The 25,343-nt window shown below is 55.6% G+C and carries 25 protein-coding genes, 3 tRNA genes and 1 pseudogene; 10 read left to right on the top strand and 19 right to left on the bottom strand.

Annotated elements, in window-relative coordinates:
• The first annotated feature begins 272 nt into the window (after positions 1–272).
• Positions 273–695, top strand: a complete 423-nt coding sequence (uspC, locus tag AFK66_RS07300) for a universal stress protein UspC (RefSeq protein WP_007776018.1) — start codon at positions 273–275, stop codon at positions 693–695.
• A gap of 43 nt (positions 696–738) precedes the next feature.
• Here the strand turns inward: uspC and otsA are convergent, their stop codons facing one another.
• The 7 genes from otsA to AFK66_RS07265 form a co-directional block, all read right to left on the bottom strand.
• Complete coding sequence (otsA, locus tag AFK66_RS07295; protein WP_007776021.1) at positions 739–2,163, bottom strand: alpha,alpha-trehalose-phosphate synthase; 1,425 nt, start codon at positions 2,161–2,163, stop codon at positions 739–741.
• Positions 2,138–2,938, bottom strand: coding sequence for a trehalose-phosphatase (otsB, locus tag AFK66_RS07290; RefSeq protein WP_007776024.1), 801 nt, complete (start codon positions 2,936–2,938; stop codon positions 2,138–2,140). Before otsB ends, otsA begins: the two co-directional genes overlap by 26 nt.
• A 175-nt stretch (positions 2,939–3,113) precedes the next feature.
• Positions 3,114–4,097, bottom strand: coding sequence for an arabinose ABC transporter permease AraH (araH, locus tag AFK66_RS07285; protein ID WP_029039203.1), 984 nt, complete (start codon positions 4,095–4,097; stop codon positions 3,114–3,116).
• Between the two features lie 10 nt (positions 4,098–4,107).
• Positions 4,108–5,622: an L-arabinose ABC transporter ATP-binding protein AraG gene (araG, locus tag AFK66_RS07280; RefSeq protein ID WP_007776026.1), complete on the bottom strand. Its 1,515-nt coding sequence runs from the start codon at positions 5,620–5,622 to the stop codon at positions 4,108–4,110.
• 62 nt (positions 5,623–5,684) lie between these two features.
• Positions 5,685–6,674, bottom strand: coding sequence for an arabinose ABC transporter substrate-binding protein AraF (araF, locus tag AFK66_RS07275; RefSeq protein WP_004384880.1), 990 nt, complete (start codon positions 6,672–6,674; stop codon positions 5,685–5,687).
• A gap of 288 nt (positions 6,675–6,962) precedes the next feature.
• Positions 6,963–7,469: a cupin domain-containing protein gene (locus AFK66_RS07270; RefSeq protein ID WP_007776027.1), complete on the bottom strand. Its 507-nt coding sequence runs from the start codon at positions 7,467–7,469 to the stop codon at positions 6,963–6,965.
• 55 nt (positions 7,470–7,524) lie between these two features.
• On the bottom strand, positions 7,525–8,082 hold the full coding sequence (locus AFK66_RS07265; protein WP_023898499.1) for a DJ-1/PfpI family protein: 558 nt from the start codon (positions 8,080–8,082) through the stop codon (positions 7,525–7,527).
• 282 nt (positions 8,083–8,364) lie between these two features.
• Between AFK66_RS07265 and AFK66_RS07260 the strand changes: the two genes are divergently transcribed.
• The 4 genes from AFK66_RS07260 (at position 8,365) to AFK66_RS07245 (ending at position 12,000) form a co-directional block, all read left to right on the top strand.
• A complete protein-coding gene (locus tag AFK66_RS07260) occupies positions 8,365–8,865 on the top strand; it encodes a non-heme ferritin-like protein (RefSeq protein WP_007776029.1) in 501 nt (166 codons plus the stop codon).
• Between the two features lie 207 nt (positions 8,866–9,072).
• Positions 9,073–10,416, top strand: a complete 1,344-nt coding sequence (locus AFK66_RS07255) for an anaerobic C4-dicarboxylate transporter (RefSeq protein WP_007776030.1) — start codon at positions 9,073–9,075, stop codon at positions 10,414–10,416.
• A 101-nt stretch (positions 10,417–10,517) separates the two neighbouring features.
• The gene (locus AFK66_RS07250) at positions 10,518–11,360 is read left to right on the top strand and encodes an AraC family transcriptional regulator (RefSeq protein WP_007776031.1); all 843 of its coding nucleotides are present in this window, start codon (positions 10,518–10,520) and stop codon (positions 11,358–11,360) included.
• A 37-nt stretch (positions 11,361–11,397) separates the two neighbouring features.
• A complete protein-coding gene (locus tag AFK66_RS07245) occupies positions 11,398–12,000 on the top strand; it encodes a LysE family translocator (RefSeq protein WP_007776041.1) in 603 nt (200 codons plus the stop codon).
• Positions 12,001–12,025: 25 nt separating this feature from the next.
• Here AFK66_RS07245 and AFK66_RS07240 read toward each other — a convergent pair whose 3' ends face one another.
• Positions 12,026–12,274, bottom strand: a complete 249-nt coding sequence (locus AFK66_RS07240) for a DUF2766 family protein (RefSeq protein WP_007769747.1) — start codon at positions 12,272–12,274, stop codon at positions 12,026–12,028.
• 186 nt (positions 12,275–12,460) lie between these two features.
• Entirely contained in the window at positions 12,461–12,544 is an 84-nt protein-coding gene (gene azuC / locus AFK66_RS22300) for a stress response protein AzuC (protein WP_015386592.1), read from the bottom strand.
• 206 nt (positions 12,545–12,750) lie between these two features.
• On the opposite strand from azuC, the gene AFK66_RS07235 reads away from it, so the two are divergent.
• The gene (locus tag AFK66_RS07235; protein WP_032983147.1) at positions 12,751–14,172 is read left to right on the top strand and encodes an MFS transporter; all 1,422 of its coding nucleotides are present in this window, start codon (positions 12,751–12,753) and stop codon (positions 14,170–14,172) included.
• A gap of 39 nt (positions 14,173–14,211) precedes the next feature.
• Here the strand turns inward: AFK66_RS07235 and AFK66_RS07230 are convergent.
• Together AFK66_RS07230 and AFK66_RS07225 are read right to left on the bottom strand one after the other, a co-directional pair.
• Positions 14,212–14,849 (bottom strand): annotated as a pseudogene (locus AFK66_RS07230) (RpiB/LacA/LacB family sugar-phosphate isomerase).
• A gap of 136 nt (positions 14,850–14,985) precedes the next feature.
• Positions 14,986–16,242: a methyl-accepting chemotaxis protein gene (locus AFK66_RS07225; protein ID WP_023898496.1), complete on the bottom strand. Its 1,257-nt coding sequence runs from the start codon at positions 16,240–16,242 to the stop codon at positions 14,986–14,988.
• A 280-nt stretch (positions 16,243–16,522) separates the two neighbouring features.
• On the opposite strand from AFK66_RS07225, the gene yecR reads away from it, so the two are divergent.
• From yecR to tyrP, 3 genes are all read left to right on the top strand, one after another.
• The gene (gene yecR / locus AFK66_RS07220) at positions 16,523–16,870 is read left to right on the top strand and encodes a YecR family lipoprotein (RefSeq protein WP_234005162.1); all 348 of its coding nucleotides are present in this window, start codon (positions 16,523–16,525) and stop codon (positions 16,868–16,870) included.
• Between the two features lie 257 nt (positions 16,871–17,127).
• Complete coding sequence (gene ftnA, locus AFK66_RS07215; RefSeq protein WP_004387987.1) at positions 17,128–17,625, top strand: non-heme ferritin; 498 nt, start codon at positions 17,128–17,130, stop codon at positions 17,623–17,625.
• A 233-nt stretch (positions 17,626–17,858) separates the two neighbouring features.
• The gene (gene tyrP / locus AFK66_RS07210) at positions 17,859–19,067 is read left to right on the top strand and encodes a tyrosine transporter TyrP (protein ID WP_007776052.1); all 1,209 of its coding nucleotides are present in this window, start codon (positions 17,859–17,861) and stop codon (positions 19,065–19,067) included.
• 29 nt (positions 19,068–19,096) lie between these two features.
• Here the strand turns inward: tyrP and AFK66_RS07205 are convergent, their stop codons facing one another.
• The 7 genes from AFK66_RS07205 to uvrY form a co-directional block, all read right to left on the bottom strand.
• On the bottom strand, positions 19,097–19,516 hold the full coding sequence (locus AFK66_RS07205; protein ID WP_023898493.1) for a GNAT family N-acetyltransferase: 420 nt from the start codon (positions 19,514–19,516) through the stop codon (positions 19,097–19,099).
• A gap of 563 nt (positions 19,517–20,079) precedes the next feature.
• Positions 20,080–20,166, bottom strand: a tRNA-Leu gene (locus tag AFK66_RS07200).
• 12 nt (positions 20,167–20,178) lie between these two features.
• Positions 20,179–20,252: transfer RNA gene (locus AFK66_RS07195), tRNA-Cys, on the bottom strand.
• Positions 20,253–20,306: 54 nt separating this feature from the next.
• Positions 20,307–20,382 (bottom strand) — tRNA-Gly (locus AFK66_RS07190).
• 166 nt (positions 20,383–20,548) lie between these two features.
• Positions 20,549–21,097 (bottom strand): CDP-diacylglycerol--glycerol-3-phosphate 3-phosphatidyltransferase, encoded by a 549-nt coding sequence (gene pgsA / locus AFK66_RS07185; protein ID WP_004387984.1) that lies wholly within the window; start codon positions 21,095–21,097, stop codon positions 20,549–20,551.
• 56 nt (positions 21,098–21,153) lie between these two features.
• Positions 21,154–22,986 (bottom strand): excinuclease ABC subunit UvrC, encoded by a 1,833-nt coding sequence (uvrC, locus tag AFK66_RS07180; RefSeq protein ID WP_023898491.1) that lies wholly within the window; start codon positions 22,984–22,986, stop codon positions 21,154–21,156.
• The gene (gene uvrY, locus AFK66_RS07175; protein WP_007776055.1) at positions 22,983–23,639 is read right to left on the bottom strand and encodes a UvrY/SirA/GacA family response regulator transcription factor; all 657 of its coding nucleotides are present in this window, start codon (positions 23,637–23,639) and stop codon (positions 22,983–22,985) included. The genes uvrC and uvrY overlap by 4 nt, the downstream gene beginning before the upstream one ends.
• 482 nt (positions 23,640–24,121) lie before the next feature.
• Between uvrY and AFK66_RS07170 the strand changes: the two genes are divergently transcribed.
• Positions 24,122–24,346: a DUF2594 family protein gene (locus tag AFK66_RS07170; RefSeq protein ID WP_007776056.1), complete on the top strand. Its 225-nt coding sequence runs from the start codon at positions 24,122–24,124 to the stop codon at positions 24,344–24,346.
• Between the two features lie 73 nt (positions 24,347–24,419).
• Here the strand turns inward: AFK66_RS07170 and sdiA are convergent, their stop codons facing one another.
• Positions 24,420–25,145, bottom strand: coding sequence for a quorum-sensing transcriptional regulator SdiA (sdiA, locus tag AFK66_RS07165; RefSeq protein ID WP_032968261.1), 726 nt, complete (start codon positions 25,143–25,145; stop codon positions 24,420–24,422).
• Positions 25,146–25,343 lie beyond the last annotated feature (198 nt).

Genomic DNA, 25,343 nt, shown 5'->3' with positions numbered 1-25,343 from the left:
GTGATTTATGTCAAATAATAAGAAGCATGCTAATGATGCATTTTTGAACGAAAAGGGGATAAAACGATGTCAGGATGCATCCTGCGCTAATGTTACAAGATATTACAGAACGGAAATAATGGTTAAATTATTCCTTCGATAAGAATAGCTAATGTATTCAAAAGTCGTGTTTCACCGTTATTAAAGCGGCTTCACATTCTTTCGGGGCGTGTACGTCGTACTATTTCATTATGGCTGCTTCCTGCAGTTCTCTCTGGCGAAAGGACATCACTATGAGCTATTCACATGTACTCGTTGCCGTGGCGGTGACACCAGAAAGCTACCGGCTTATCACCCGCGCGGTTTCTATTGTTAAACCCGTCAACGGCAAAATCACTCTTATTACTATCGCCACAGATCCGGAACTCTTTAATCAAATGTCAGCACCAATGCTCGAAAATTTGCGAGACATCATGTTTGAAGAGACGAAAACGTTTCTGGAAGACCTGCAAAGCCGAGCCGGATACCCGATTAATAAAACCATAATCGCTACCGGAGAGCCTGGAGAATATATTCGCGATATATGTGAAAAAGATGACATTGATCTCGTGATTTGCGGCAACCACAATCACAACCTGTTCAGTAAAGCGATCTGCTTATCGAAAAAAATCGTCGCGACCAGCAGAACCGATCTTCTGCTGGTCGCGCTCGATTAGAATGACGTTCCCGGGCGGGTGCCCGGGAAGGGGTGACGGTGCGTCAGGCCAGTTTCGGGAAAGTCGCCACCTTGTTCTGCAGCTCACGTTCAGGGCTGCGTGGCGTTACCTGCTTTAGATCCTTAATAAAGGCCTCCTGCCAGTGATTGATGTCGTTCTTACGGACAATCTCCAGCATCTCGCTGTGGCGCGCGATACGCTCCGCAAGCGGCATTTTCAGCGCGCGATCTAACGCTGCCGCCACATCGTCGCGATCGTAAGGGTTGACCAGCAGCGCGGCGGTGAGCTCATTGGCTGCGCCCGCAAACTGTGACAGCACCAGCACGCCCGGGTTTTTCGGGTCCTGCGCGGCCACATACTCTTTCGCCACCAGATTCATACCGTCGCGCAGCGGCGTCACCAGCCCCACATCTGAGTAGCGGAACACTTTCATCAGCAGCTTACGGTCGAAGTGCTGGTTGAGGTAATAGAGCGGCGTCCAGCCGAGCTGACCATATTTGCCGTTAATACGCCCCGCCTCGGTTTCCAGCTGATGACGAATATCCTGATAGGCCTGTACATCGCCACGCGACGTAGGCGCAATCTGGGTATACCGAATTTTACCGTGGTGCTCCGGGTATTTTTCCAGCAGCGTCTCAAACGCCTGGAAACGCTCCGGCAGTCCTTTGGAGTAGTCGAGGCGCTCCACAGAGAAGATATTCTTCACGCTGGCAAGCTCGGCTTTAAGCTGCGCCAGTTTTGGCGGCAGCGGGCCTGCGGAGGCCTGCGCAATCTCTTCAGGCTCAATACCAATCGGGTAGACTTCCGTGCGGAAGGTTTTACCGTAGGCGGTATGCTCGCCGTCGCTACTGGTAGAGAGATGCGTCTGCATCGCCAGGCAGTCCAGGAACGCGGTGCGGTCGTTTTCCGTCTGGAAGCCCAGCAGATCGTAATCGCACAGCTGCTCCAGCAGCTCGGTATTGGTCGGCAGCGCGTTGAAAATTTCCGGCGTCGGGAACGGAATATGCAGGAAGAAACCGATGCGGTTATTCACGCCGCGCTTACGCAGTTCGCTGGCAAACGGCAGCAGGTGGTAATCGTGGATCCACAGATTATCGTCTGGCTCAATGAGCGGTTTGAGTTTATCCGCCAGCAGGCTGTTAACGCGCAGATAGCCTTCCCACGCTTCGCGCTGGAAGTTCACCAGATCCAGACGGTAGTGGAACGCAGGCCACAATACGCCGTTGGAGAACTGGTTGTAATACTGGTCGTGATCCTGCTCGCTTAAGTTGAATGACGCCCAGGTAATGTTGTCACGGGTGACTTTTTTTAGCGGGGCATCCTCATTGCCAATTTCACCGCTCCAGCCAAACCACAGGCCGCCTGCTGCTTTCAGCGCTCCCAGTATCCCTACCGCGAGGCCCCCTGCGCTGCTCTTTTTGTCATCCGGCGGGGCGATACGATTAGATACTACGACTAAGCGACTCATAGCCTTCTCTCCTTTTATTTGACGTTTTTTTTTCTTGTTCTTGAACTAATTGCTCCAGCCACGCGTGTACGGACGGGACATCGGCGAGATGCCACTTCGCCTGGGTATCCCCCTGCCCGACCTTCACGCTAATGCCATTAAGCTGGTTTACAGCGTAAAACCCGGCTTCGTCGGTGAGATCGTCACCTACAAAAACCGGCACGCGGCCTGCGAACGGCGCTTCATTCATGAATGCCTCGATAGCCGCGCCTTTATTAATGCCCAGCGGTTTTAACTCCACTACGCATTTGCCCGGTTGCAGCCCCAGCTGCTTATGCTCGCTGGCGATAGCTTCCGCCAGCGCCAAAATCTGGTCTTCATACTCCGGCGCGCCGCGATAGTGCAGCGCGAACGCCATGCCTTTCGCCTCAAGCTCGGTACCCGGCATCTGCGCGAGCGCGGCTTCCAGCTGCTGGTGCAGATGTTCTACCAGCGTTTCCGGCAGCGACACGACATGGTTCTGACCACGGATATCACGACGCTCGGCCCCGTGGACCCCGGCCAGCGGAAAGCGGTGCGGCGCGGCAAGCTGGTCCAGCTCCGTCATGGAACGTCCTGAAATCAATGCCAGTGCTCCGTCATTCATGTCAGCGAGTTTTTGCAGCAGGCGACGAACATCGGAGGGGATGAACACTTGATCGGGGTGCGGCTTGATGTCGGCAAGCGTGCCGTCAAGGTCGAAAAAAAAGGCCAGATTTTCGCGGGTTACGGGCGGTACTGCTAACACTTCGGCCACCAGTGTTTCCTCCTTCCTTACGGGTTAAACAGCTAACCCTGAGGTTATCTGATAGTTTTAATGACCGTGTAAGTATAGACAGTGTGACGAGTGTCGCCATTCGGCAACGCCTTCCGCCTGTCTGAAAAACAGGTCGGAAGGCGTTTTTAGAGGGAATTACGCGGAAAAAAATGCGTTACGCAACACGTTTCGCTTTCTGTTTGTAGCGGTCGAAGATCACCGCCGCAAGCAGGATCAGGCCGCGTACCACGTACTGCGCGAACGGAGAGATATTCAATAAATTCATCGCGTTTTCAACGGTGCCGAGGATAAGAATGCCCGCCACCACATACGAGATTTTTCCTATGCCGCCTTTCAGAGAAACGCCACCCAGCACGCACGCGGAAATCACAATCAGCTCATAACCGATGGAGGTCATCGGCTGACCGCTGGTCATGCGCGAGGCGAGGATGATACCCGCCGCAGCGGACACCAGGCCCGAGAGCACAAAGATAATAATCTTGGTGCGCACCACCGGCACGCCCGCCAGACGCGCGGCCTCTTCATTGCCGCCAATCGCGAGCGTATTACGCCCGAAGGTGGTTTTATTGAGCAGGAAGCCGAACACGATAAGACAGGCGACCGTCAGCCAGATAGGCGCGGGCAGCCCGAGCCAGTTGGCGTAGCCGAGGGTGAAGAAGCTTTCATCTTCGATGCCCACCGCTTTACCGTCGGAGATGATGTACGCGAGGCCGCGGACAATCTGCATGGTGGCAAGCGTGGTGATCAGCGCGTTAATTTTCAGCTTCGCGATAACAAAGCCATTAACCAGCCCGCTCACGATGCCGAGCAGCAGGCCCGCCGCGACGCCGAGCCACAGGCTTTCGGTCATGTTAATGACCACCGCCGTGGTGACGCCCGCGCAGGCGATAACCGAGGCTACCGAGAGGTCGAAATCCCCCGACGCGAGGCAGAATAACATGCCGCAGGCCACCATCCCGGACATCGAGATAGCCAGCCCCAGGCCTTTCATATTGATAAAGGTGGCGAAGTTCGGCACAAAAATAGCGCAGGCGAGGAACAGCACGGCGAACACCACCAGCATGCCGTACTGATCCCAGATGCGACCCACGGAGAATGAGGACTTCGGCGCACCGGATGTGGTTAGTGATGACATAATTTCTCCTTACTTAAGCGACAGCCTGGCTGGTTTTGGGCATAGCGAGGCTGAGCGCCGTTGATTCGCTGGCCTCCTCGTGCAGTAATTCACCGGCGATTTCGCCTTCACGCATCACAACAATGCGGTCGGCCACGCCGAGGACTTCCGGCAGATCGCTGGAGGCGAAAAGCACCGCCACCCCCTGCGCCGCCAGCGCGTAGATCACGTTGTAGATTTCATGTTTCGCCCCGACGTCGATTCCGCGGGTCGGCTCATCAAGCAGAATCACTTTCATCTCTTCCGACAGCCAGCGGCCGAGAATCGCCTTCTGCTGGTTGCCACCGGAGAGATTCATAATTAACTGCTCAGCGCCTGGGGTTTTGATATTCAGCGAGCGGATATGATGGCGGGCGTTTTCCTGCTCCCAGCCGTTGTTGATAAGGCAGCCCGCGCTGATGTGCTTGCGCCGCGCGCTGATATTGATGTTGTCCTGCACGGAATGTACCGGAATGATGCCGTCAGCTTTGCGGTCTTCCGGGCAGAGCATCATGCCCGCGCGAATGGCGTCGCCCGGCGCGCGGATAGCGACCGGCTCGCCATCAATCAGCACCTGACCGCTGGTAATACGCGTGCCGCCGAACAGGCCTTTCATTAATTCGCTGCGCCCGGCGCCCACCAGCCCAAACAGACCGACGATTTCGCCGCTCCTGACGCTTAAGCTCACCGGCGCACGCACGCCCGGCGCTTTTACGGCGTCAAGACGCAGCCGTTCGGGGCCATAGCTGCGCGGCTGCCAGCCGTAGATGTCACCGAGATCGCGCCCGACCATCGCCTGCACCAGGCTGTCATGGTTCACCTGCTGCATATCGCTGAAGGTGCGCACGTAGCGGCCATCTTTAAACACCGTGATGGCGTCGCTTAACGCGAAGATCTCTTCCATACGGTGCGAGACATAGAGAATGACGCGCCCTTCTTTGCGCAGCTCGCGGATAACGCGGAACAGGTGTTCAATCTCACGCGCCGAGAGCGAGCTGGTCGGCTCGTCGAAGGCGATGATTTTGGCGTTGCGCGCCAGCGCTTTAGCTATCTCCACCATCTGCCACTGGCCGATGGAGAGATATTTCAGCGGGGTCTGCGGGTCGATATCCAGCCCCAGATGCTCCAGTTGCAGCTTCGCCTCATAGTTGAGCAGCGAGCGGTTGACTATCCCGGCCTTGTGGGGGATCTGGCCCAGATAGATGTTTTCCGCCACGCTCATCTCCGGCACCAGATGCAGCTCCTGGTAGATGATGGCGACGCCCGCGTTGAGCGCCGCCGTGGTGTCGTTAAAGGTGACGTCTTCGCCTTTGATGGCGATTGTGCCGGTGGTCGGCGCGTAGTTGCCGCTGAGAATTTTTAAAAGCGTCGATTTACCGGCGCCGTTTTCGCCCATCAGCGCATGAACCTGGCCTGCGTGGCAGTCAAAGCTGATGTCCGAAAGCGCCTTCACACCGGGAAAGGTTTTCCCGATGCCGCGAAACGAAAGATAAGGTGACGATGTCTGCATGATACCTCCGGGCCACTCAAAAAGCGGGCGCGCAGGCGCGCCCGAACCGCGATAAATCGCCCTTATTTGCCGCCAAGACCTTTCTTCGCCAGTTCTTCTTTGAAGTTGTCGCGGGTGATCAGCACCACGTCGGTCACCTCGGTGAATTTCGGCGGCTCTGCCCCTTTGGTCACCCAGTTGTAGAGCATTTCGCTGGATTTATAGCCGTGTACGTCCGGACTTGGCAGCAGCGAACCGTAGAAGCCGGTGGCCTGCGCTTTGGAAAGCTCGCTCACCGCATCCACGCCGTTGATGCCGATGCCGATAACGTCAGCCGCTTTAAAGCCCTGCCCTTCGGTGGCGCGCACGCCGCCCAGCACGGTGTTGTCGTTCATGCCGACCACCAGCCAGTGTTTCACTTCCGGATGCTGAACCAGCATGGAGTTGGCGGCGTCAAACGCGCCGGGGATATCGTTGGATTTGGTCGGGACTTTATAGATCTGTTTTTCCGGGAAGCCTGCGGCTTTCAGCGCGTCCATGGAGCCGGTGGTGCGGCGGCGCGCGGTGTCGAGCTCGTCAGCGGTAATCGCCATCACCGCCGTTTCTTTTACATCCCAGCCGCGTTTCTGCATCTCTTTATAGAGTTCCTGGCCCTGACGCTCACCGATTTTGGTCGCGGCCATCATGACCAGCGGCACGGTTTCCATCGGTTTGCCTTTAGCGGTCACGAACTGGTCATCCACGGCGATGACTTTCATGTCGTAGCCACGCGCTTTCGCGACAATCGCCGAGCCGAGTTTCGGGTCTGGGGTACAGATAACAAAGCCTTTCGCGCCGCTCGCCGCGAGGCTGTCGATGGCGTTCAGGGTTTTCTCGCCGTCCGGCACCGCAATTTTGATGACCTCAAAACCGAGGTCTTTGCCCGCTTTGTCGGCAAATTTCCATTCGGTCTGGAACCACGGCTCCTCAGGCTGTTTCACCAGAAAACCGAGCTTCATGGTCTCTGCGATAGCGGATTGTGACATAACGGCGGCAAGCCCGATGGCTGCCAGCGCTTTAGTAAATTTGTGCATGGTTATCTCCAGCTTTAGCTCTCTTTTATGCAGGGTAAAAACCTGAAAGGTTCTTTTAATCGGACAGAAAACAACGTATTAGCCGTCCCCTCCCGGAAGCGGCGAACGCTGGAGATAGTTTTAGCGGGAAATTAATTCTCCATAGGAGAGCAAAATCACATCATGGAATTACAGTGATTGCGTACATAAATACAGCAATATCGGGCATAAATCTGGCCCGATATGTATGATGATTAAACGAGGGGTTAGCAGAAATCTCCATAAGCCCAGCCGGAGAATCCCTGACCGTTACCAGAGGGTGACAAGTCCGCCTTCTTTGCCACAGAGCGGGTCGCGTGCAGGCTTTGCGACCTGCGCCACATTTTTACGCGTTTGTGCCAGTTGCGCAGGTTCATCCAGAAATTTATCGGGCGACAGCCCTTCAGGGTACGCGCCCACCGCCATGAAATCGGCGCTGGCGTCGATTTGCTTATGCCCGACGCCCGCCGGGATCAGCACCGCGTCGCCGGTGTGCAGGGTGACTATCGGCCCTTCTTCACCGCCTAACTGGATCTGCGCTTCGCCCGCATAGATACCGAGCACTTCATGCGTGTTGGTATGAAAATGGGTGTAGGTGAAAACCGGGTAGCGCCAGCGCGCCGGCCACTGATGCTGCCCGAAGCGCTGCTCAAACCAGACCGCCGCGTCGTTAGCGTCGTCGGGCAACACATGGCGATAAAGCAGCACTGGCAGCGCGTTATTCGGCACGCCGCCGCAAGGCTCGCGCAGATACAGCGTTTCACACGCGTTAGTCATACTCTCCTCCTTGTCGCGAACAAAGCGTAAGTATAGCCCGCCGTATACCTGTGCTTTACCACGGGTAGTAGATGTGATCCGCGTGTTCGCGCGCGGCGGGTTTATCGCCGGTAAGACGTGACGCCACCGTCAGCGCAAAATCAAATACCCGCCCCAGCCCTTTGCCGCTGATAAGATTGCCGTCTTCCACTACCGGCGCGTCCACATACTCGCCATCGCGCACGTCCTGCCACAGCTCGCCCGAGCAGACATAGCGGCGGCCTTTCAATAAGCCATGCGCGCCGAGCACGCGCGCGGCGGCGGAGCAAATTGGGCAGATGAGCTTTCCGGCGGCGTCGTGGCGCGCCACAAACGCGATGACCTGCGCGTCTGCCGCCAGCCTGACACTACCCTGCGGGCCGCCCGGCAGAATAATCGCGTCATAGGTTTCCTCAGCGCGTTCTGTCAGGCGCGCATCGGCCACCAGTGGAATCGAGTGATAGCTTACGACCGCCCGCGAGTCAGCGCAGGCGAGCGTTTCGACGGCAATGTTTAGCCGTCGTAATATATCGATAGTGACAATGGCCTCGCCTTCTTCAAATCCTGGTGCCAGCAGTACCGCTGCTTTTTTCATTTCTTGCTCCTTATCTGTGGATAATCAGTGCCCGGCGCACCGGGAACGCCAATAATGAAACAATGTTTTAAAAACATTCCGGCGCTGCGTCACGTTTTAAGAAAGAAAGGGTTGGACTGGCAAATAGCCACAGTTATACCAGGCTTAATACATCAGGGAACGATAATGCACGCTTCGTAATAACGGCTGACGAGCGGCCACCCGCCGGGAGATGACGGGCATCGGCGCGCTTGTCGCGGTCAATGACCGTTCCCCTTACACCCTGTCAATAAGGATATTTCTATGGCTCCCCTCGGCGTGGTGCAGAAACTCAATGCACAAATGAATCAGGAATTTTACGCATCTAACCTGTGCCTTTATTACAGCGACTGGTGCGCGCAGCAAAGCCTGAACGGCAGCGCGACCGTACTGCGCCAGCAGGCGCAGCACAACGTAACCCAGATGATGCGGCTGTTCGATTACCTTAAACAGACCGGCGCTAACCCGGTGGTCGGCGCGCTGAAATCGGTGAAACCCGACTGCTCAAGTCTGGAGGCGATTTTCCGCCAGATGCAGGATGAACTGAATGGCCGCCATGCGGCACTGGCACGCCTGATGATGGAAGCGCAGGCGGCACGTGACGACGAGATGCTCGCTATGCTTGGCGACTTTGAACAGGAGCTGCGCCAGGACGACGCGCTGCTCGCGACCATTCTTCAGGAACTGGCCCAGGCGCGTCAGGCTGGCTTATGTGCTGAAGAAGCGGATCAACGCCTGCTGGACATCGTGGAACAGGCCAGCTGACATTTTAATTTAGCCGCGCCCTCGCCCGGGGGCGCTTACGATTCTCCCCTCGCCCATTCGCTCCTCCTTCGCCGCCACAACGTTAACCACAAGTTAACAATGTATTGTTTTTGTTAGGTTTTTATAAATCCGATCTGGCTCCCGTTGATTAACCTCACGATTTGTAATGCTTAAGCGATTCATCCAACGTTGTGTGGCAGGAGCCTTATGATAACCCTCGAATTTATCGTCATTATTTTGTGTTTGCTGGCGGGCACCCGTTTCGGCGGGATGGGGCTTGGCCTCATCAGCGGCATCGGGCTGTTTCTTTTAACCTTTATCTTTGGGCTGGAGCCGGGCAAGCCGCCGGTGGACGTGATGCTGACCATCCTCGCGGTGATTGGCTGCGCCGCCACGCTGCAAACCGCGGGCGGCCTGAACGTCATGATGCAGTTCGCCGAGCGCCTGCTGCGCCGTCACCCGCAGCACATCACGCTGCTGGCGCCGCTCACCACCTGGACGCTGACGTTTTTGTGCGGCACCGGGCATGTGGTCTACACTATGTTCCCGATTATTGCCGACATTGCGCTGAAGAAAAATATTCGCCCGGAACGCCCGATGGCCGTGGCGTCCGTCGCCTCTCAGATGGCGATCACCGCCTCGCCGGTCTCGGTCGCCGTGGTGTCGCTGGTGTCGATTCTGGGCGCGCAGCACGGCGTCGGCGAGGCGTGGAGCATTCTGGAGATCCTCGCCGTTTCCGTACCGGCGTCGCTCTTTGGCGTACTGGTCGCCGCGCTCTGGAGCCTGCGGCGCGGTAAAGATTTAAAAGACGACGAGGCGTTCCAGGCGCGTCTGCGCGACCCGAAACAGCGTGAATACATCTATGGTGGCAGTGAAACGCTGATGAATCAGCGCTTTGATAAACACGCCTGGTGGTCAACCTGGATTTTCTTCGCCGCGATAGCGCTGGTGGTGCTACTCGGCGCGCTGCCCGCGCTGCGCCCGGCGTTTGAGGTGAAAGGCAAAATCGCCCCGCTCTCCATGAACCTGGTTATCCAGATGATGATGCTGATTGCGGGCGCCGTGATGCTGGTGGTCTGCAAAGTGAACGCGGCGTCCATTTCCAGCGGTGCGGTGTTTAAGGCCGGGATGGTGGCGATTTTCTCAGTATTTGGCGTGGCGTGGATGAGCGACACCTTTTTCCAGGCGCACTTAAATGAACTGAAACTGGCACTGGAAGGCGTGGTGAAAAGCCATCCCTGGACCTACGCGATCGTGCTGTTTCTGGTCTCGAAACTGGTGAACAGCCAGGCGGCGGCGCTGACCGCCGTCGCGCCGATGGGGCTGATGCTGGGCGTCGAGCCGAAAATGCTGGTGGCGTTTTTCCCGGCCTCTTATGGCTATTTCGTGCTGCCAACCTACCCAAGCGACCTCGCGTGCATCGGTTTTGACCGCTCCGGCACCACGCGCATCGGCAAATTCATCTTAAACCACAGCTTTATCCTGCCGGGGCTGATTGGCGTAAGCTGCGCCTGCGCTGCCAGCTATCTGCTGGTGCAACTCTTCTTCTGACGGCTCTTCGGAAACAAGGCGGCCTGCGGGCCGCCTGCACAAATCTTCCAGACTTTTGTTAAAGACTCGTTATGCTAAAGTTTCCTTTCACAGGAGACGCTATGGCTAAAGACTGGATTGAATTACGTCAGCACGCTGACACCGGCATCGAAACCATCCGCGCCCATTTTGAAGGCCACGCTTACGATCCGCACTGGCACGACAGCTATCTGGTGGGCATGACGCTCGCCGGCACCCAGCAGTTTCACTGCCGCCGTGAGCGTCACCAGAGCACGCCGGGCGCGGCATTTCTGCTGGAGCCTGGCGAAACCCACGACGGCGACGCGCCGCTTGCAGGCGGCTTTACCTATCTCACGTTTTATCTCGATGAAGGCTGGCTGCGGGAAACGCTCGGCGGGCTGTACGCCGCTGTGCCGGACAGCTACGAGCTGCATTTCGCCAGCACCATCGCCCGCGATCCCGCGCTGGTCCAGGCGATTGCCTCGACGTTCACCGCGCTGCATCACGACGAAATGCGCATTGTGCAGCAGGGCGTGATGGATAACCTGTTAAGCCAGCTCACGCACCAGTGCCAGTGGCGCAAACGGCTGCCAGGTGAAATTCGCGACGCGCAGATGGCGCAGCGCGCCCGTGATTATCTTTATGCGCATCTCGGTGAGAATATCGGGCTGGCGGAACTGGCACAGGCGCTCGGCACCGATCGCTTTACGCTGTCGCGCACGTTTAAACACGCCTTTGGTATGGCGCCCCACGCCTGGCTGGTGCAACTGCGCCTCGCCCGCGCCAGAGCGATGCTCGCGCGCGGCATGACGCCTGTAGACGTGGCGGCGGCGCTCGGTTTCGCCGATCAGAGCCATCTGGGGCGCTGGTTTCAGCGCGCCTACCGGCTCTCGCCCGCCCACTACCGCAAACTCTGCACGAATCTTCCAGACGCCGGAGCCTGATCGCCGGAAGATAAAGGCTCAGACAACGGGAGATGCCATGAGCCTGCTTACACAACAACTGCCCTTTTTATTCTTCGCTTTTGTGGCCTCGATTACGCCGGGGCCGACCAATATTCTCATCCTCACCAACAGCCAGCGTTACGGCACCCGCGCGACGCTGCCCGCGGTCGTCGGCGCGTGCCTGGCCTCCAGCGCTATTGTGCTGATGTGCGGCGTAGGGCCTGGCGAAGCGCTGCGCCACGCCCCCTGGCTTGCGCGTCTGATGGCGCTCGCTGGCGCGCTGTGGCTGACGTGGATGAGCTGGCAACTGTTCCGTGCACCTGCGGTATCGCTCTCGGGCGAGGCGAGTAAGCCCTTTAGCGCTGGCGCGGCGGCGGCATTACAGCTGATTAACCCGAAAACCTGGATGATGGCGATGGCGGTTGTGACGGTCTTCGCGCCGCATAACGGCCGCGTACTGACCACGCTTTCGTTTCAGGCGCTGGGCTTTCTCGTGATTTCACTGGCGTGCCTCGCCGCGTGGGCCTGGCTTGGCAGCGGCGTGCATCGGGTGTTTCGCAGCCCGGCATCGCTGGTGCGCTTTCAGCGGCTGATGGCGCTCTGGCTGCTGGCCTGCGCCTGGATGGCATTTTTTAACTGAAAACGGCCCCGCGGGGCCGTTTTGCTTAGTGCGCTTCGCTCTGCGGGGTAAAGCGCAGCTCAATCAGCGCCACCGCTTTCTGAATAGCGCGCAGCGTCACCGGATCGGCGGAGGGATGACCGGAGAAATCGATGCTTTTCAGCTGGCTCGCCATTTTGTCGCGCACTTCTACCGGCGCGATGACGTCGATAACGTCCAGGATCTGTTTAATCACCAACTGGCAGGCGACTACGTCGGAAACCAGTTCATCTTCGGCAGTGAGGGATTGGGACATTGCGTTCTCCTTAGCGTCAAGGCGCACATAGTAGCGGCAAAGCCCGGCGATTGCGAACCTGGCACACTGGAGGGTTGAAAATGAACCATCATTTCAGAAAACAGCAGTAAGGGTTTCAGAACGAGGCAATGGCGGGTATAAGAAGAAATGCGGACATAAAAAAACCTGCCAGCGGCAGGTTTTTTATCAGAACATCCCGGCTGGCGGAACATCTTTGAAGGTTTTGCAGTAATTTTCAAACATGCTTTTAAGGATTTTACGCAGTTTCATGGCGTGCTCCGGTTTTATTCATTCTGGTTAGCGTGTTGCTACCGGTCAATAATATGACTTGCATCACAAAAATCAACCAATTTGTGATTAAAATCACACCTCATAGTTAATGAAAATGAGCTTAATGTTAATAAAATGCTGTAAATTCCGGCGGTTAAGCGTTGTATCTTTTGGTGAATTTTTATAAGAAATTTTTAGGGGCTGGCATGGGACAGAAAACGGCGAAAGCAGGTGCAGGCGGCGTCTCTCCCGCCGCGCTGCTGGTGGCGGGCGCGTTTTTTATGGAGTTCCTCGACGGTACGGTGATCGCCACTGCCCTGCCGACGATGGCGCACACCTTCGGCGTCGAAGCCGTCGCGCTCAATATCGGTATCAGCGCTTATCTGCTGACGCTCGCGGTCTTGATCCCGGCAAGTGGCTGGATTGCCGACCGCTTCGGCGCGCGCAAGGTGTTTACGCTGGCGCTGGGGATTTTTACCGGCGCGTCGGTGCTGTGCGGGCTGGCGAACTCGCTTGAGATGTTTGTGCTGATGCGCGTATTACAGGGCGCGGGCGGCGCGCTGATGGTGCCGGTTGGCCGTCTCGCGGTGCTGCGCGTCACGCCGAAACATCAGTTGATTACGGCTATCGCCACACTGACCTGGCCCGCACTGGTGGCGCCCATTATCGGGCCGCCGCTTGGCGGGTTTATCACCAGCTACGCGAACTGGCGCTGGATCTTCTTTATTAACCTGCCTGCGGGGCTTATCGCGATGGCGCTCGCCTGGCGTCTTATTCCCGATCGCCACGACAGCGATCGCCGCCCGTTCGATACGCCCGGTTTTCTCGCCACCGCGCTGGCGATGGTGGCGCTGGTGTGCGCGATGGAGATGCTGGCAGCGCGCGACGCGAACGGTCTGCTCGCAGGCGCGCTGCTGCTGGCGGGATGCGGGGCGCTTCTCTTCGCGCTGCGCCATTTTCGCCGCGCGCCGTTCCCGATGATCCGCCTTGATGCGATGGCGGTGCCGACCTTTCGCGTCACGATGTATGGCGGCTCGCTGTTTCGCGCCTCGATCAGCGCCGTGCCGTTTTTGCTGCCGCTGCTGTTTCAGGTGGGCTTCGGCATGGACGCATTTCATTCCGGGCTGCTGGTGCTGGCGGTTTTCGCAGGCAACCTGACAATCAAGCCCGCCACCACGCCGCTCATTCGCTGGCTGGGATTCAAAAAACTGCTGCTGATTAACGGCCTGCTGAATGTGCTGGCGCTGCTTGCCTGCGCGCTGCTGACGCCGCAGACCCCGGTGTGGCTTATTCTGCTGATACTTTTCCTGGGCGGCGTGTTTCGCTCGATTCAGTTTACCGGCATCAGCACGCTGGCCTTTGCGGATGTACCTTCGGGCGAAATGAGTTACGCCAATACGCTGTTCAGCACCGCCACGCAGCTCGCTGTGGGGCTTGGCGTGACGCTGGGCGCTATCGGCATCCGGCTTGGCGAGGTAATAAGTACCTCTTTTTTAAGCGCCGATATTCCGGGCGCGAGTTTCCGGCTGGCGTTCGTGATGATTGCCCTGATAAGCCTGGCGGGGATGTTTGATACGCTGCGCCTCGCCGCGCACGCGGGCCATAGCGTCTCTGGCAAAGAGGCGTAAAAAAGCCAGCCCGCGGGCTGGCTTTTTCATCAGACGTTATCAGCCGAGGATTTCACGCACGAAACCTTCGATCGATTTATCCTGGCAGTTATCAAAGAAACACTGCTGGAAACGCTCGCCGGAAACAGCGGTTTTCACCAGTTCGGGGTCGATGGCGCGCAGGGTATCGAGATAGTTCTCTTTCACCACCGCCGCTTTGACCTGGTTCAGAATGCCCGCGTTGCGCACCTGCGGCTCTTTACGCTCCGGCGGATAGCCCTCGCCTTTACGTCCGGTAAACGCTTTTTCGAAAATAAACCGCACGTTCAGTTCCGCACCCCAGCCAAAACCTTTCGCGAACGGCAGCGCCAGCGCGTTACCGTTGTTGATTTGCGCGAACAGGAACGCGTCCGCCGGATCGATGCAATAGCCACACACCACGCCCGGATGAATATTCAGGACATCAGCGCGCCCTGCCCGGTGCCGCAGCCCGTGACCACGAAATCCACTGCTCTGGAATTCAGCAGGATGCTCGCCATAATCCCGAGGTGAATATAGGTAAGATGATGATCGTTCTCATCACTCATGCCGACGTTGTACACCGGGAACGCTTTTTCATCCGCCACCGCTTTCAGCTCTTTAAGGATGATCGCGGTTTTGGCCGCCTGACTGTTTTCCATCATCAGTGCAATTTTCATTGGGTTCTCTCCTGAAAAGGCTATGAATAGCAAACTGTGAGTAAACCATACTATTCACCAAACAAACTTTCAAATTAAATGAAATATTGTTTTAAAAAATAGAGTGATGCTCACAGTTTTCTCTCATGCCCGTTCGTCAGAAGGTTTCCCAGTTGGTTTCTGTGGCAGTTGCCTCTGGCCCAGCGCTGCTGGCCAGCGCAGGGCGCAAAAGCGGCGCTGCAGCGGCGGGCGTTGCACGATCCGTCTGTCCGCGCAGGCGGAACAAACCCACCACTTCGGTCAGATGCGTCGCCTGACGCTCCAGATCGTTTGACGCCAGTACGGACTGCTGCACCAGCTGTACGTTTTGCTGGGTCACGGCATCCATCTCTTTCACCGCGATACCCACCTGGCTGATGCCGTCGCTCTGTTCGCCGGACGCGCTCGCGATTTCGCCCATAATGTCGTTGACCTGGCGCACGGCGGCCAGGATTTCATCCATCGCCTCGCCCGCTTTCTTCACCTGCCCGGAGCCGGTCTGAATATTACTGACCGATTCGTTAAGCAGCGTTTCTATCTCTTTCGCCGCCTGTGCGCTGCGGCTGGCGAGATTGCGCACTTCGCCCGCCACCACCGCAAAACCGCGCCCCTGCTCGCCCGCGCGCGCCGCTTCCACAGCGGCGTTGAGCGCCAGAATATTGGTCTGGAACGCGATACTGTTGATCACCGTCGTGATATCGACGATTTTGCTGGAGCTGCTGGAGATACGCGACATGGTTTCCATGACCTGCTTCACGGAGTCTCCGCCGGCTTGCGCCGTGCGCGTGGCGTTACCGGAAAGCTTGCTGGCATGGCTCGCGTTTTCGGCGTTGAGTTTTACCGTGCTGCTAAGCTGCTGCATGCTGGAGCTGGTTTGCTCAAGCGCTGCCGCCTGCTCTTCCGATCGAGTGGAAAGCTCGGTGTTGACGCCCGACACCTCGCCCGAATGGCTGCGAATGGTCTCCGCACTGGTGCGAATGGCGCTGACCGTTTTCTCCCAGTTATCCTGCATCCGCTGGATATAGGGCACCATCAGCCCGACACAGTTGCGGCCGAGATCCTGAAGTTTTACCTCCAGATTCCCGTCTGCCAGTATGTGCAGATGCCCGCGAATAATCTCGACAGGGCGCACCAGACAGAAATAGAGGTAGCGCTCCATCAGGATAGTGAGGGCAATACTGCCCACGACGGAGAGACTCAACAGCCATTGCGCGGTGTTAACCCAGCCCGCCTGTTCAGCATTCAATGTAAGACTATTTTCCAGGTGATGAAGAAACCAGAGCGTTGCTCCGGAGACCCCCACCCAGGCGATTGTGGATAACAGCAAAACCCATACAACCATCGCACGGATTTTTACATTGCGAATAAAGTTCATATGTCGATTCCCGGTGTGAAGAAACCATCCCTGCGCAATCATGACGGTACTCATCCTTGCCTTTTCTGCATTTCTTTACGTCACAGATAAAGACTGCCCGTATCGTAGTTGTCGGCCTGGGCATGCAAAACTTAAGCAACGAAACAATTAAGTTAAGTGATTATTTAAAGTAACGCAGCGTCAGCGTTCTGCTAAAAGCGCGGGATACGGGGTGATCCGGGGGCTTTTCAGGCGATTGCGAGAGGCTATGGCGTGGCATGATGTTATGAAGGCAAACTTTGTGAGAACACCGATGCGCAAGGTCATTTTCATTACCGCGCTGCTCGCGCTGGGCGGATGCACCATTACCAAAACGCCGGAAGTGGTCGGCGGCAGTAAAGTTACCGGCACCGTCAGGCTCGGTATCAGCGAACAACCGCTGCAACATGCGAAAGTGGATAACTACGTCGCGCAGTCTATTGCGAACCGCCAGTGCCAGGACTGGGGCTATGCCGTTGCGGAAGCCTACGGCGCGCCGGTCAAAACGTGTTCGGTTATCACCGGCACGCAGTGCATGACGGAATCTATCGTGCTGGAGTATCAGTGCCGTGGCTTTACCATCAATAACCGCGCGGTCAGCGGCTGGTAAAGTGGCTTTACAGCTACCGTCGCCAGGCGGTGGCTGCGTTCCTGGGTTTATTTCCGCCATTATTTTTCTTTTACGTTCATTCTTATCACCCTATTTATTCTCGTTTATCCGCAATAATAATTCTCATTTAATTAATAAATGAATTTAATTCCCATTTGCATTATTAACGCCATGATTTTTTAATTTTATCTTTTGCAAACAGTTTAATAACAAATTATAGTGCGGCGATAATTACCCCTGTTATCGCGGAGAAAAATATGCTGAAGCCAGATATGATTGAAAAACTCAATGAGCAGATGAATCTTGAACTCTATTCTTCTCTGCTTTACCAACAGATGAGCGCCTGGTGCAGCTATCACAGCTTTGAAGGGGCGGCGGCGTTTTTAAGCCGTCACGCGCAGGAAGAGATGACACATATGCAGCGTCTCTTTAACTATCTGACAGATACAGGAAGTTTCCCGCGCATTAACGCTGTGCCGTCGCCCTTTGCCGAATATGCGTCTCTCGATGCGCTCTTCCAGGCGACTTACGAGCATGAGCAACTGATCACCCGCCAGATTAATGCACTGGCGCACGTGGCGATGACGACGCAGGATTATCCCACTTTTAATTTCCTGCAATGGTATGTGGCCGAACAGCATGAAGAAGAGAAACTGTTTAAATCAGTGCTGGATAAACTGAGCCTGGCCGGTAAAAGCGGTGAAGGGCTTTATTTCATCGATAAAGAGCTGGCGACGCTCGACGCTCAACCGTGATATTTTTCCGGTAATGGCGTCCGCCGTTACCGGTTTTTATTTTCCCTCTGTTTTCTGGTTATTTCCTTTTTTATTGAACCGCTCTGCATCAGTGATGCCGGACAACGTCTCTTTTCTGGCTTTTCGTAAATAAAAGATTACACCCTACGTAACGTCAGTTTGACGACGTGAGCAGAATTCTTTACCCTGCGCAGCATAAATTCTTGGTTGATGATTGCAGGACAGTACACCGCGTGAAGAACCGCACTCTTGGCAGTATTTTTATCGTCGCCGGTACGACTATCGGCGCAGGGATGCTGGCGATGCCGCTGGCTGCGGCGGGCGTTGGCTTTAGCATTACCGCGCTGCTGCTTTTCTTACTCTGGGGGCTGATGTGCTACACCGCACTGCTGCTGGTGGAGGTCTATCAGCATCAGCCCGCATCAACAGGGCTTGGCACGCTGGCGTTGAACTATCTTGGTAAACCCGGCCAGTGGCTGGCGGGCTTTAGCATGCTGTTTTTGATGTATGCGCTGACAGCGGCTTATATCAGCGGCGCGGGCGAACTGCTGGCATCGAGCCTGAGCCAGTGGACGGGCATCGACATCAAGCCTGCCACTGGCGTACTGGCGTTTACGCTCGTGGGCGGGCTGATTGTCAGCATCGGCACGCACAGCGTGGATCTGGTGAATCGCCTGTTGTTTACGGCCAAAACGGTGTTTCTGGTGGTGATGCTGGCAATGATGATGCCGCATATTCATCAGGTGAATCTGCTAACGCTGCCGGTGGAAAAAGGCCTCGCGCTCTCCGCGCTGCCGGTCATTTTTACCTCGTTTGGTTTTCACGGCAGCGTGCCGAGTATCGTCAGCTATATGAAGGGCGATGTGCGCAAGCTTAAGCTTATTTTTATCACCGGCAGCGCGATCCCGCTGGTGGCGTATCTCTTCTGGCAGCTCGCCACGCTGGGTGCGATCCCGTCAGACACCTTTATGGGCCTGCTCGCCACCCATGCCGGCCTGAATGGTTTGTTGCAGGCGGTTCGCGATGTTGTCGCCTCGCCGCATGTGGAGCTGGCAGTGCATCTGTTCGCCGATCTGGCGCTCGCCACCTCGTTTCTTGGCGTGTCGCTCGGGCTGTTTGATTATCTGGCGGATATGTTTAAACGCCGCCGTACCGTGGCGGGCCGCGCCCAGAGTGGGCTGATGACCTTTGTGCCACCGCTCGCTTTCTCGCTTTTCTACCCGCAGGGGTTTGTCATGGCGCTCGGCTATGCGGGCGTGGCGCTGGCGGTGCTGGCGCTGCTGCTCCCTTCCCTGCTCGCCTGGCAGAGCCGTAAACGCCACACGGCAGGCTGGCAGGTCACGGGCGGCAGCCTTATGCTGGCCGTGGTGTTCGCCTGTGGCATCGCTATTGTGGCTATCCAGTTTTTAATTAGCGCCGGTGTGTTGCGCGAGGTCGGCTGAGCAGGTTAAAGCCCCATTTTCGGGGCTTTTTACTTTTCCGTGAGGGCTTTACTGAGATAAAAACGGGAGTGGTCATCGCGGTAATCGGGCGCCACACCGTAGATGTCATACCCCTGTTTGCGGTAAAAATCCGGTGCCTGAAAGCTAAAGGTATCCACAAATACCCGTTTACAACCGCGCTTACGCCCTTCTGCTTCGGCCATCGCCATCAGCGACGCGCCCGTACCCTGTCCACGAAGGCTTTCATCGACCCACAGAAACTCGATATGCAGGCAGCCCCAGTAGCTACGCCCGGTCAGACCGGCTGTCAGATTGCCCTGCGCGTCGGTGACGCTGATGATAAGCTCTTGCGGATCAGACGTCATATGCTTTGCGTTATAAAGCCCGACCTGTTTCTTTATGCGTGCTTTGAGTTCTTCATCCGGGGTGCGCGTTAACTGGTATTCCATCGTCTTCTCCTCGTTATCTTTTGTAACCTTAAGGGTTACAGGGAGATGGCGTAACCCCCGAAATCCGGCAGGCGCTTTTTCTGGAAAGGGCCTGGTGCGCGGGCCCGGAGGAAAAAAGAAGCCAGTCCTCATGGACTGGCTTAGTCTGTGAAGGTTTGCGCCGTCCTGGCCCTTATTCTGCAAGGTACGATTTTCCCCCGTGTGAGTCAGCGTCAGAATGGCTCAACCCTGGGGCTGAACGCTGACCTGGAAAACTCATTGCAGCGAGTAGAGAGCACCATGATGGGGTGCCATTAAAACGTAGCAGCAGAACGGGAAAAGTAATACATGATATATCGACAATCGAAGATTTATTAGCCAGATGTGACGGCATTCAAGCTGCGCGCTTAAGGCAAATCTGTTGAGGATTAAACAGATGAGCCCGAGCAAGTCAGAAAGAAGCGTGAAATGAGGTCAGGACAGGTGTCAGGAAAGAAGCAGGAAGCGGCGCGACAAAATAAAAAACCACCCGAAGGTGGTTTGCACGACACTGCTTATTGCTTTGATTATTCTTGTCTTTCCCATGGTGCCCGGGGCGGGACTTGAACCCGCACAGCGCGAACGCCGAGGGATTTTAAATCCCTTGTGTCTACCGATTTCACCACCCGGGCTCGGGAAGAAAGTGGAGGCGCGTTCCGGAGTCGAACCGGACTAGGCGGATTTGCAATCCGCTACATAACCGCTTTGTTAACGCGCCAGAATTGCGTTGCCTTTTCAGGCAGATACCAGCAAAGAGGCTGATATCAAAATTTGGAGCGGGAAACGAGACTCGAACTCGCGACCCCGACCTTGGCAAGGTCGTGCTCTACCAACTGAGCTATTCCCGCTTATCGAAGTAACTGAAAGCGAATCGCTTAATCTAATTACTTGATTTACTTACCGTCCGGCGAACCGTGCCGCCGTTCGATGCGTTGCATTCTACTTACCTGACGCAACGAGTCAACGAAATTTTCAGGCAACGCGATTCGTTTGCTGAATTTTGCGCCGTATAGATCAACGTTCGAGCAAATCGCCGCGCGCGGCGTTCAAATACTGGAACATTGACCAGAACGTCAGCACTGCAGCGACGAAAAAGAGCGCAATCGCAGCGTACTCAACCCACTGATTCGGACGCCACAGCAAACCGACCAGCGCCATCATCTGCGCGGTGGTTTTCACTTTCCCGATCCAGGAGACGGCCACGCTGCTGCGTTTACCGAGCTCCGCCATCCATTCACGCAGCGCGGAGATGATAATTTCACGCGCGATCATGGTGGCCGCCGGCAGGGTTATCCACCAGCTGTGGTAGTGCTCGGCAACCAGCACCATCGCGATAGCCACCATCACTTTATCCGCGACCGGATCAAGAAACGCACCAAATCGCGTGCTTTGATTCCAGCGGCGGGCGAGAAAACCGTCAAACCAGTCGGTCACCGCCGCAAAACAGAAGATTAACGCGCAGACGAAAGGCGCCCAGTGAAAAGGCAGATAGAACGCGAGCACAAAAAACGGGATCAGAATGACTCGAAACAGCGTCAGCAATGTAGGGATGTTAAATCGCATAGTGCAGGTAACTATCTGTCATAATTTGAGATTACCGCTATGTTGCTACATAGCCCTTAATGTTTCAACGAGTAGTAGATCTTTTCTGCAAGGGCCTGAGAGATGCCCGGCACTTTCGCAATTTCTTCAACCGACGCGTTCAAAAGCGGCTGCAATCCACCCATGTATTTGAGCAACATCTGACGGCGCTTTGGCCCGATGCCTTCAATCGTCTCAAGCGTACTGGTGTTCTTCACTTTGGCGCGTTTTTTACGATGCCCGGTAATCGCATGGTTGTGCGATTCATCGCGAATATGCTGGATCACATGCAGCGCCGGAGAGTCCGGCGGCAAGGCGAAGCCCTCCCCTTCCGGCTCCAGAAACAGCGTTTCCAGCCCCGCCTTGCGATCGCTCCCTTTCGCCACACCGAGCAGCAGCGGATGGTGTTTGTCCCAGGGCACATCCAGCTCGGCAAAAACGGATTTCGCCTGGCCAAGCTGCCCTTTACCGCCGTCAATGAGAATGATATCCGGCACTTTGCTCTCTTCAATGGCTTTGCCGTAGCGACGGCGCAGCACCTGATTCATCGCCGCATAATCATCGCCCGGCGTGATGTCGGTAATATTATAGCGGCGATATTCCGCGCGCAGCGGCCCGTTGGCGTCAAACACCACGCAGGACGCCACGGTCTGCTCGCCCATCGTATGGCTGATGTCGAAACACTCCATGCGCTTTATTTCCGGCAGATGCAGTGCCTGCGCCAGCGCCGTCAGACGCTGGCTAATGGTCGATTGCTGAGAAAGCCGCGTGGTCAGCGCCGTCGCCGCGTTGGTGCGCGCAAGCTTAAGGTAGCGCGCGCGATCGCCGCGCGGGCGCGTCTGCACATTCACCCGGCGTCCGGCGATTTCCGTTAACGTCTCGGCCAGCAGCTCTGGCGTAGTGAGCGGGAAATCGAGCAGGATCTCGCCCGGTAGCGTGCGCATCTGGCTGCCCTGCAGATAAAACTGCCCGACAAAGGTTTCCACCACTTCCGCAAGTTCGGTGCCGCTCGGCACTTTCGGGTAGTAGCTGCGGCTGCCGAGCACTTTCCCCTGGCGGATAAACAGCACATGCACACACGCCATGCCGGATTCAAAGGCCACGCCGATCACATCCAGATCGTCGCCGTTATTGGAGACAAACTGTTTTTCCGTTACGCGGCGCACCGCCTGAATCTGGTCACGCAGGCGCGCAGCCTCTTCAAACGCCAGATTCTGGCTCGCCTTTTCCATCCGGGATACCAGCTGATTAATCACCTGGTCATCTTTACCGGCGAGGAACAGCCGCACATATTCCACCTGCTGCGCGTAATCTTCTTCGCTCACCAGCCCTTCGACGCACGGCCCAAGGCAGCGGCCAATCTGGTATTGCAGACACGGGCGCGAGCGGTTGCGATAGACGCTATTCTCGCACTGGCGAATCGGGAATATTTTTTGCAGCAGCGCGAGCGTTTCACGCACCGCGTAGCCGTTCGGGAACGGGCCGAAATATTCGCCTTTGGCGTGTTTGGCGCCGCGATGAATGGCCAGGCGCGGATGCGTATCGCCGCTCAGGAAGATGTATGGATAGGATTTATCATCGCGCAGTAATACGTTATAGCGCGGCTGGTAGAGCTTGATGTAGTTGTGCTCCAGCAGCAGCGCTTCGGTTTCGGTGTGGGTCACCGTCACGTCGATATTCTGGATTTGCGCCACCAGCGCTTCGGTTTTACGGCTGGCGAGGTTGCTTCGGAAATAGCTGGAAAGGCGCTTTTTGAGATCTTTGGCCTTGCCGACGTAGATAACCGTCCCGCTGGCGTCATACATACGGTAGACGCCAGGCTGGCTGGTGACGGTTTTCAGGAACGATTTGGAATCAAAAACTTCACTCACTGACTTGATAAGGTCTCCGCGTTACACAGGCCATGGCGGATGGCCAGATGCGTCAACTCAACGTCGCCATGAATGTTTAGCTTACTAAACATACGATAGCGGTAGCTGTTGACGGTTTTAGGGCTGAGATTAAGCTGCTCAGAGATTTCATTGACCTTCTGGCCTTTGGTAATCATCAGCATAATCTGCAATTCCCTTTCCGACAAACTCGCGAAGGGGGATTCGCTGCGGTCGGGCTCTATCTGGCTGAGCGCCATTTGCTGTGCGATGTCGGAAGCGATATAGCGCCGACCGGCGTGAACCGAACGGATAGCGCTCACCACTTCGGCGGGAGCCGCACCTTTACTCAGATACCCCGCGGCACCGGCCTGCATCACTTTAGCCGGCAGCGGATTTTCCGTATGTACGGTAAGCATGATCACTTTAATGTCTGAAGAATAACGGGCGATTTTGCGAGTCGCCTCCAGGCCGCCAATGCCCGGCATGTTCATGTCCATCAGCACCACATCCACCGGGTGAATGCGGCACCATTTGATGGCATCCTCGCCGCAGCAGGCTTCGCCTACTACTTTAATGCCCTTCATATCTTCAAGTATGCGTCGTATCCCTGCGCGCACCAGTTCGTGGTCATCAACAAGAAGAACGTTGATCAAAGGAAAACACTCCTCAAAAAGGGATAACGCTGCTGGTAACTTATTCGCCCCATATTAGCGTTTTTTAACTCAACTTTGAAACGCAAAAAATGCACTTCTGTAAGAGATGGGCGGGTTAAATCCTATTAAAACGCGTTTTGGGCCCTGTGATAACGGCGCAGGCACTTGAAAACCGCATTAAAATCAAGGCACAGCATTTTTGGATATAACTTATTACTTACTGACAATTTAAAAGCGCTAATAAGCAAATTTTAAATTTACAACGAAGAAACTTATTGGAAACATATATTTTCACCGCTGCGTCAGCGAACCTTGTGAAATCCGGCTTATCAGTGAAAGCTTTTTAAAATAAGTCAGACGCGCCGCCAAACGCTCAAAAAAACGGCGCTGATTACTTTTTCAGACCTTGTGGTATACTCCGCCGCCTTAAAACATCAACAGGCGTGCCCGGCGCATGCCGTTACACTGACAGAGGACAAAACATGAGCGCTTCCGATATTTCAACCGCAGAGAACAACCAGGAACTGGCCACCGAGGTGTCCTGCCTGAAATCCCTGCTGACCCTGATGCTGCAGGCGATGGGCCAGGCAGACGCGGGCCGGGTGATCATTAAAATGGAAAAACAGATCGCCGAAATGGAAGACGCAACGCAGGCGGCGGTTTACACCAACACCGTTAAGCAAATTAAACAGGCTTACCGCCGCTAATAAAAAAACCGGCTGGAGAACGGTTATTCTACCAGCCGGTTCGAATGTCTGACACGCAGAACAAATTACCCGCTCAAATCAGCCCTATTGCAGCAGCATAACAGGCGATTTGCGTTTTGTTTGGAGCATTAAACTTCTTCTGCATATTTTTCTGGTGAAAATTAACTGTATTTTCCGAGATAGATAATATTATCGCTATTTCCGCAGACGTTTTACCTTCCGCCGTCCACTGCAATATCTCTTTTTCTCGCTTACTCAGTTTCATTTCCAGCACGGTCGCCGCTGGGTCTTCCAGTCGCATCATGGTGACCAGACTTTGTTCCACTAAATGCTGAAGTCGCAACGCCAGTTCGTCATCCGCCATGGAGTGTCCACGCGGGCTGGTTCCAGAAACAGATAAAAATCCCTGGGCGCGGTTAGGCGCAATGATGCACTGCGTTACGCCCTTGACCAGACCGTGGTCGCGCGCGGCATTCCAAAGCTCTTCTGCGGCGCCGGCGAACAGCGCGTCGTTCCAGGAGAGCGGTCCTGTCAGATAATTGGCAGGCTTCAGCACCGGATCTATCACGTAGTAATTTTCCGCCTGATAATGCTCAAACCAGGCTTCAGGATAGGTGGTGTGCAGCGTCAGTTTTGGGCGCGTGAAAGGCACAGGATGACGAACGCAAAGTGCGAAATAATCATATTCCATGTTCTGCGTTTCAGTTTTCAGGAGCGAATAAATGTCGCCGGAATCCTGAATTTCCTGAAAGCGGGTCGTCATTTCCCGACGCCAGTTAAAAAAGTCACTTTCCTTCATGCTGTGGGGCGGAACTCCTGTCGTGCTGTAAGCATTATTTTTTGTGATATGACAAAATAACACATTCTTCATAATTATTAATATCAATAATCCGCATTCCGCATGCGACATTGCGCCAGACACAGGCTTTAAGGCAAATTAAATCGCTAAGGGACTGTTGATGCTGATTAATTAGTCAGGCGTTTTTAAGGCTTATTT

The sequence above is a fragment of the Cronobacter malonaticus LMG 23826 genome, from assembly GCF_001277215.2.
Taxonomy (GTDB): domain Bacteria; phylum Pseudomonadota; class Gammaproteobacteria; order Enterobacterales; family Enterobacteriaceae; genus Cronobacter; species Cronobacter malonaticus.
The sequence above is the reverse complement of the archived record's forward strand: the minus strand, read 5'-3'. Positions and strand labels throughout refer to the sequence as shown.

What these genes read in the sequence shown, in the direction of transcription:
- uspC (WP_007776018.1), top strand. Translation starts at nt 273, where the DNA reads ATGAGCTATTCACATGTACTCGTTGCCGTGGCGGTGACACCAGAAAGC.
- otsA (WP_007776021.1), bottom strand. Translation starts at nt 2,163, where the DNA reads ATGAGTCGCTTAGTCGTAGTATCTAATCGTATCGCCCCGCCGGATGAC.
- araG (WP_007776026.1), bottom strand. Translation starts at nt 5,622, where the DNA reads ATGCAGACATCGTCACCTTATCTTTCGTTTCGCGGCATCGGGAAAACC.
- araF (WP_004384880.1), bottom strand. Translation starts at nt 6,674, where the DNA reads ATGCACAAATTTACTAAAGCGCTGGCAGCCATCGGGCTTGCCGCCGTT.
- AFK66_RS07270 (WP_007776027.1), bottom strand. Translation starts at nt 7,469, where the DNA reads ATGACTAACGCGTGTGAAACGCTGTATCTGCGCGAGCCTTGCGGCGGC.
- AFK66_RS07265 (WP_023898499.1), bottom strand. Translation starts at nt 8,082, where the DNA reads ATGAAAAAAGCAGCGGTACTGCTGGCACCAGGATTTGAAGAAGGCGAG.
- AFK66_RS07260 (WP_007776029.1), top strand. Translation starts at nt 8,365, where the DNA reads ATGGCTCCCCTCGGCGTGGTGCAGAAACTCAATGCACAAATGAATCAG.
- AFK66_RS07255 (WP_007776030.1), top strand. Translation starts at nt 9,073, where the DNA reads ATGATAACCCTCGAATTTATCGTCATTATTTTGTGTTTGCTGGCGGGC.
- AFK66_RS07250 (WP_007776031.1), top strand. Translation starts at nt 10,518, where the DNA reads ATGGCTAAAGACTGGATTGAATTACGTCAGCACGCTGACACCGGCATC.
- AFK66_RS07245 (WP_007776041.1), top strand. Translation starts at nt 11,398, where the DNA reads ATGAGCCTGCTTACACAACAACTGCCCTTTTTATTCTTCGCTTTTGTG.
- AFK66_RS07240 (WP_007769747.1), bottom strand. Translation starts at nt 12,274, where the DNA reads ATGTCCCAATCCCTCACTGCCGAAGATGAACTGGTTTCCGACGTAGTC.
- azuC (WP_015386592.1), bottom strand. Translation starts at nt 12,544, where the DNA reads ATGAAACTGCGTAAAATCCTTAAAAGCATGTTTGAAAATTACTGCAAA.
- AFK66_RS07235 (WP_032983147.1), top strand. Translation starts at nt 12,751, where the DNA reads ATGGGACAGAAAACGGCGAAAGCAGGTGCAGGCGGCGTCTCTCCCGCC.
- AFK66_RS07225 (WP_023898496.1), bottom strand. Translation starts at nt 16,242, where the DNA reads ATGAACTTTATTCGCAATGTAAAAATCCGTGCGATGGTTGTATGGGTT.
- ftnA (WP_004387987.1), top strand. Translation starts at nt 17,128, where the DNA reads ATGCTGAAGCCAGATATGATTGAAAAACTCAATGAGCAGATGAATCTT.
- AFK66_RS07205 (WP_023898493.1), bottom strand. Translation starts at nt 19,516, where the DNA reads ATGGAATACCAGTTAACGCGCACCCCGGATGAAGAACTCAAAGCACGC.
- pgsA (WP_004387984.1), bottom strand. Translation starts at nt 21,097, where the DNA reads ATGCGATTTAACATCCCTACATTGCTGACGCTGTTTCGAGTCATTCTG.
- AFK66_RS07170 (WP_007776056.1), top strand. Translation starts at nt 24,122, where the DNA reads ATGAGCGCTTCCGATATTTCAACCGCAGAGAACAACCAGGAACTGGCC.
- sdiA (WP_032968261.1), bottom strand. Translation starts at nt 25,145, where the DNA reads ATGAAGGAAAGTGACTTTTTTAACTGGCGTCGGGAAATGACGACCCGC.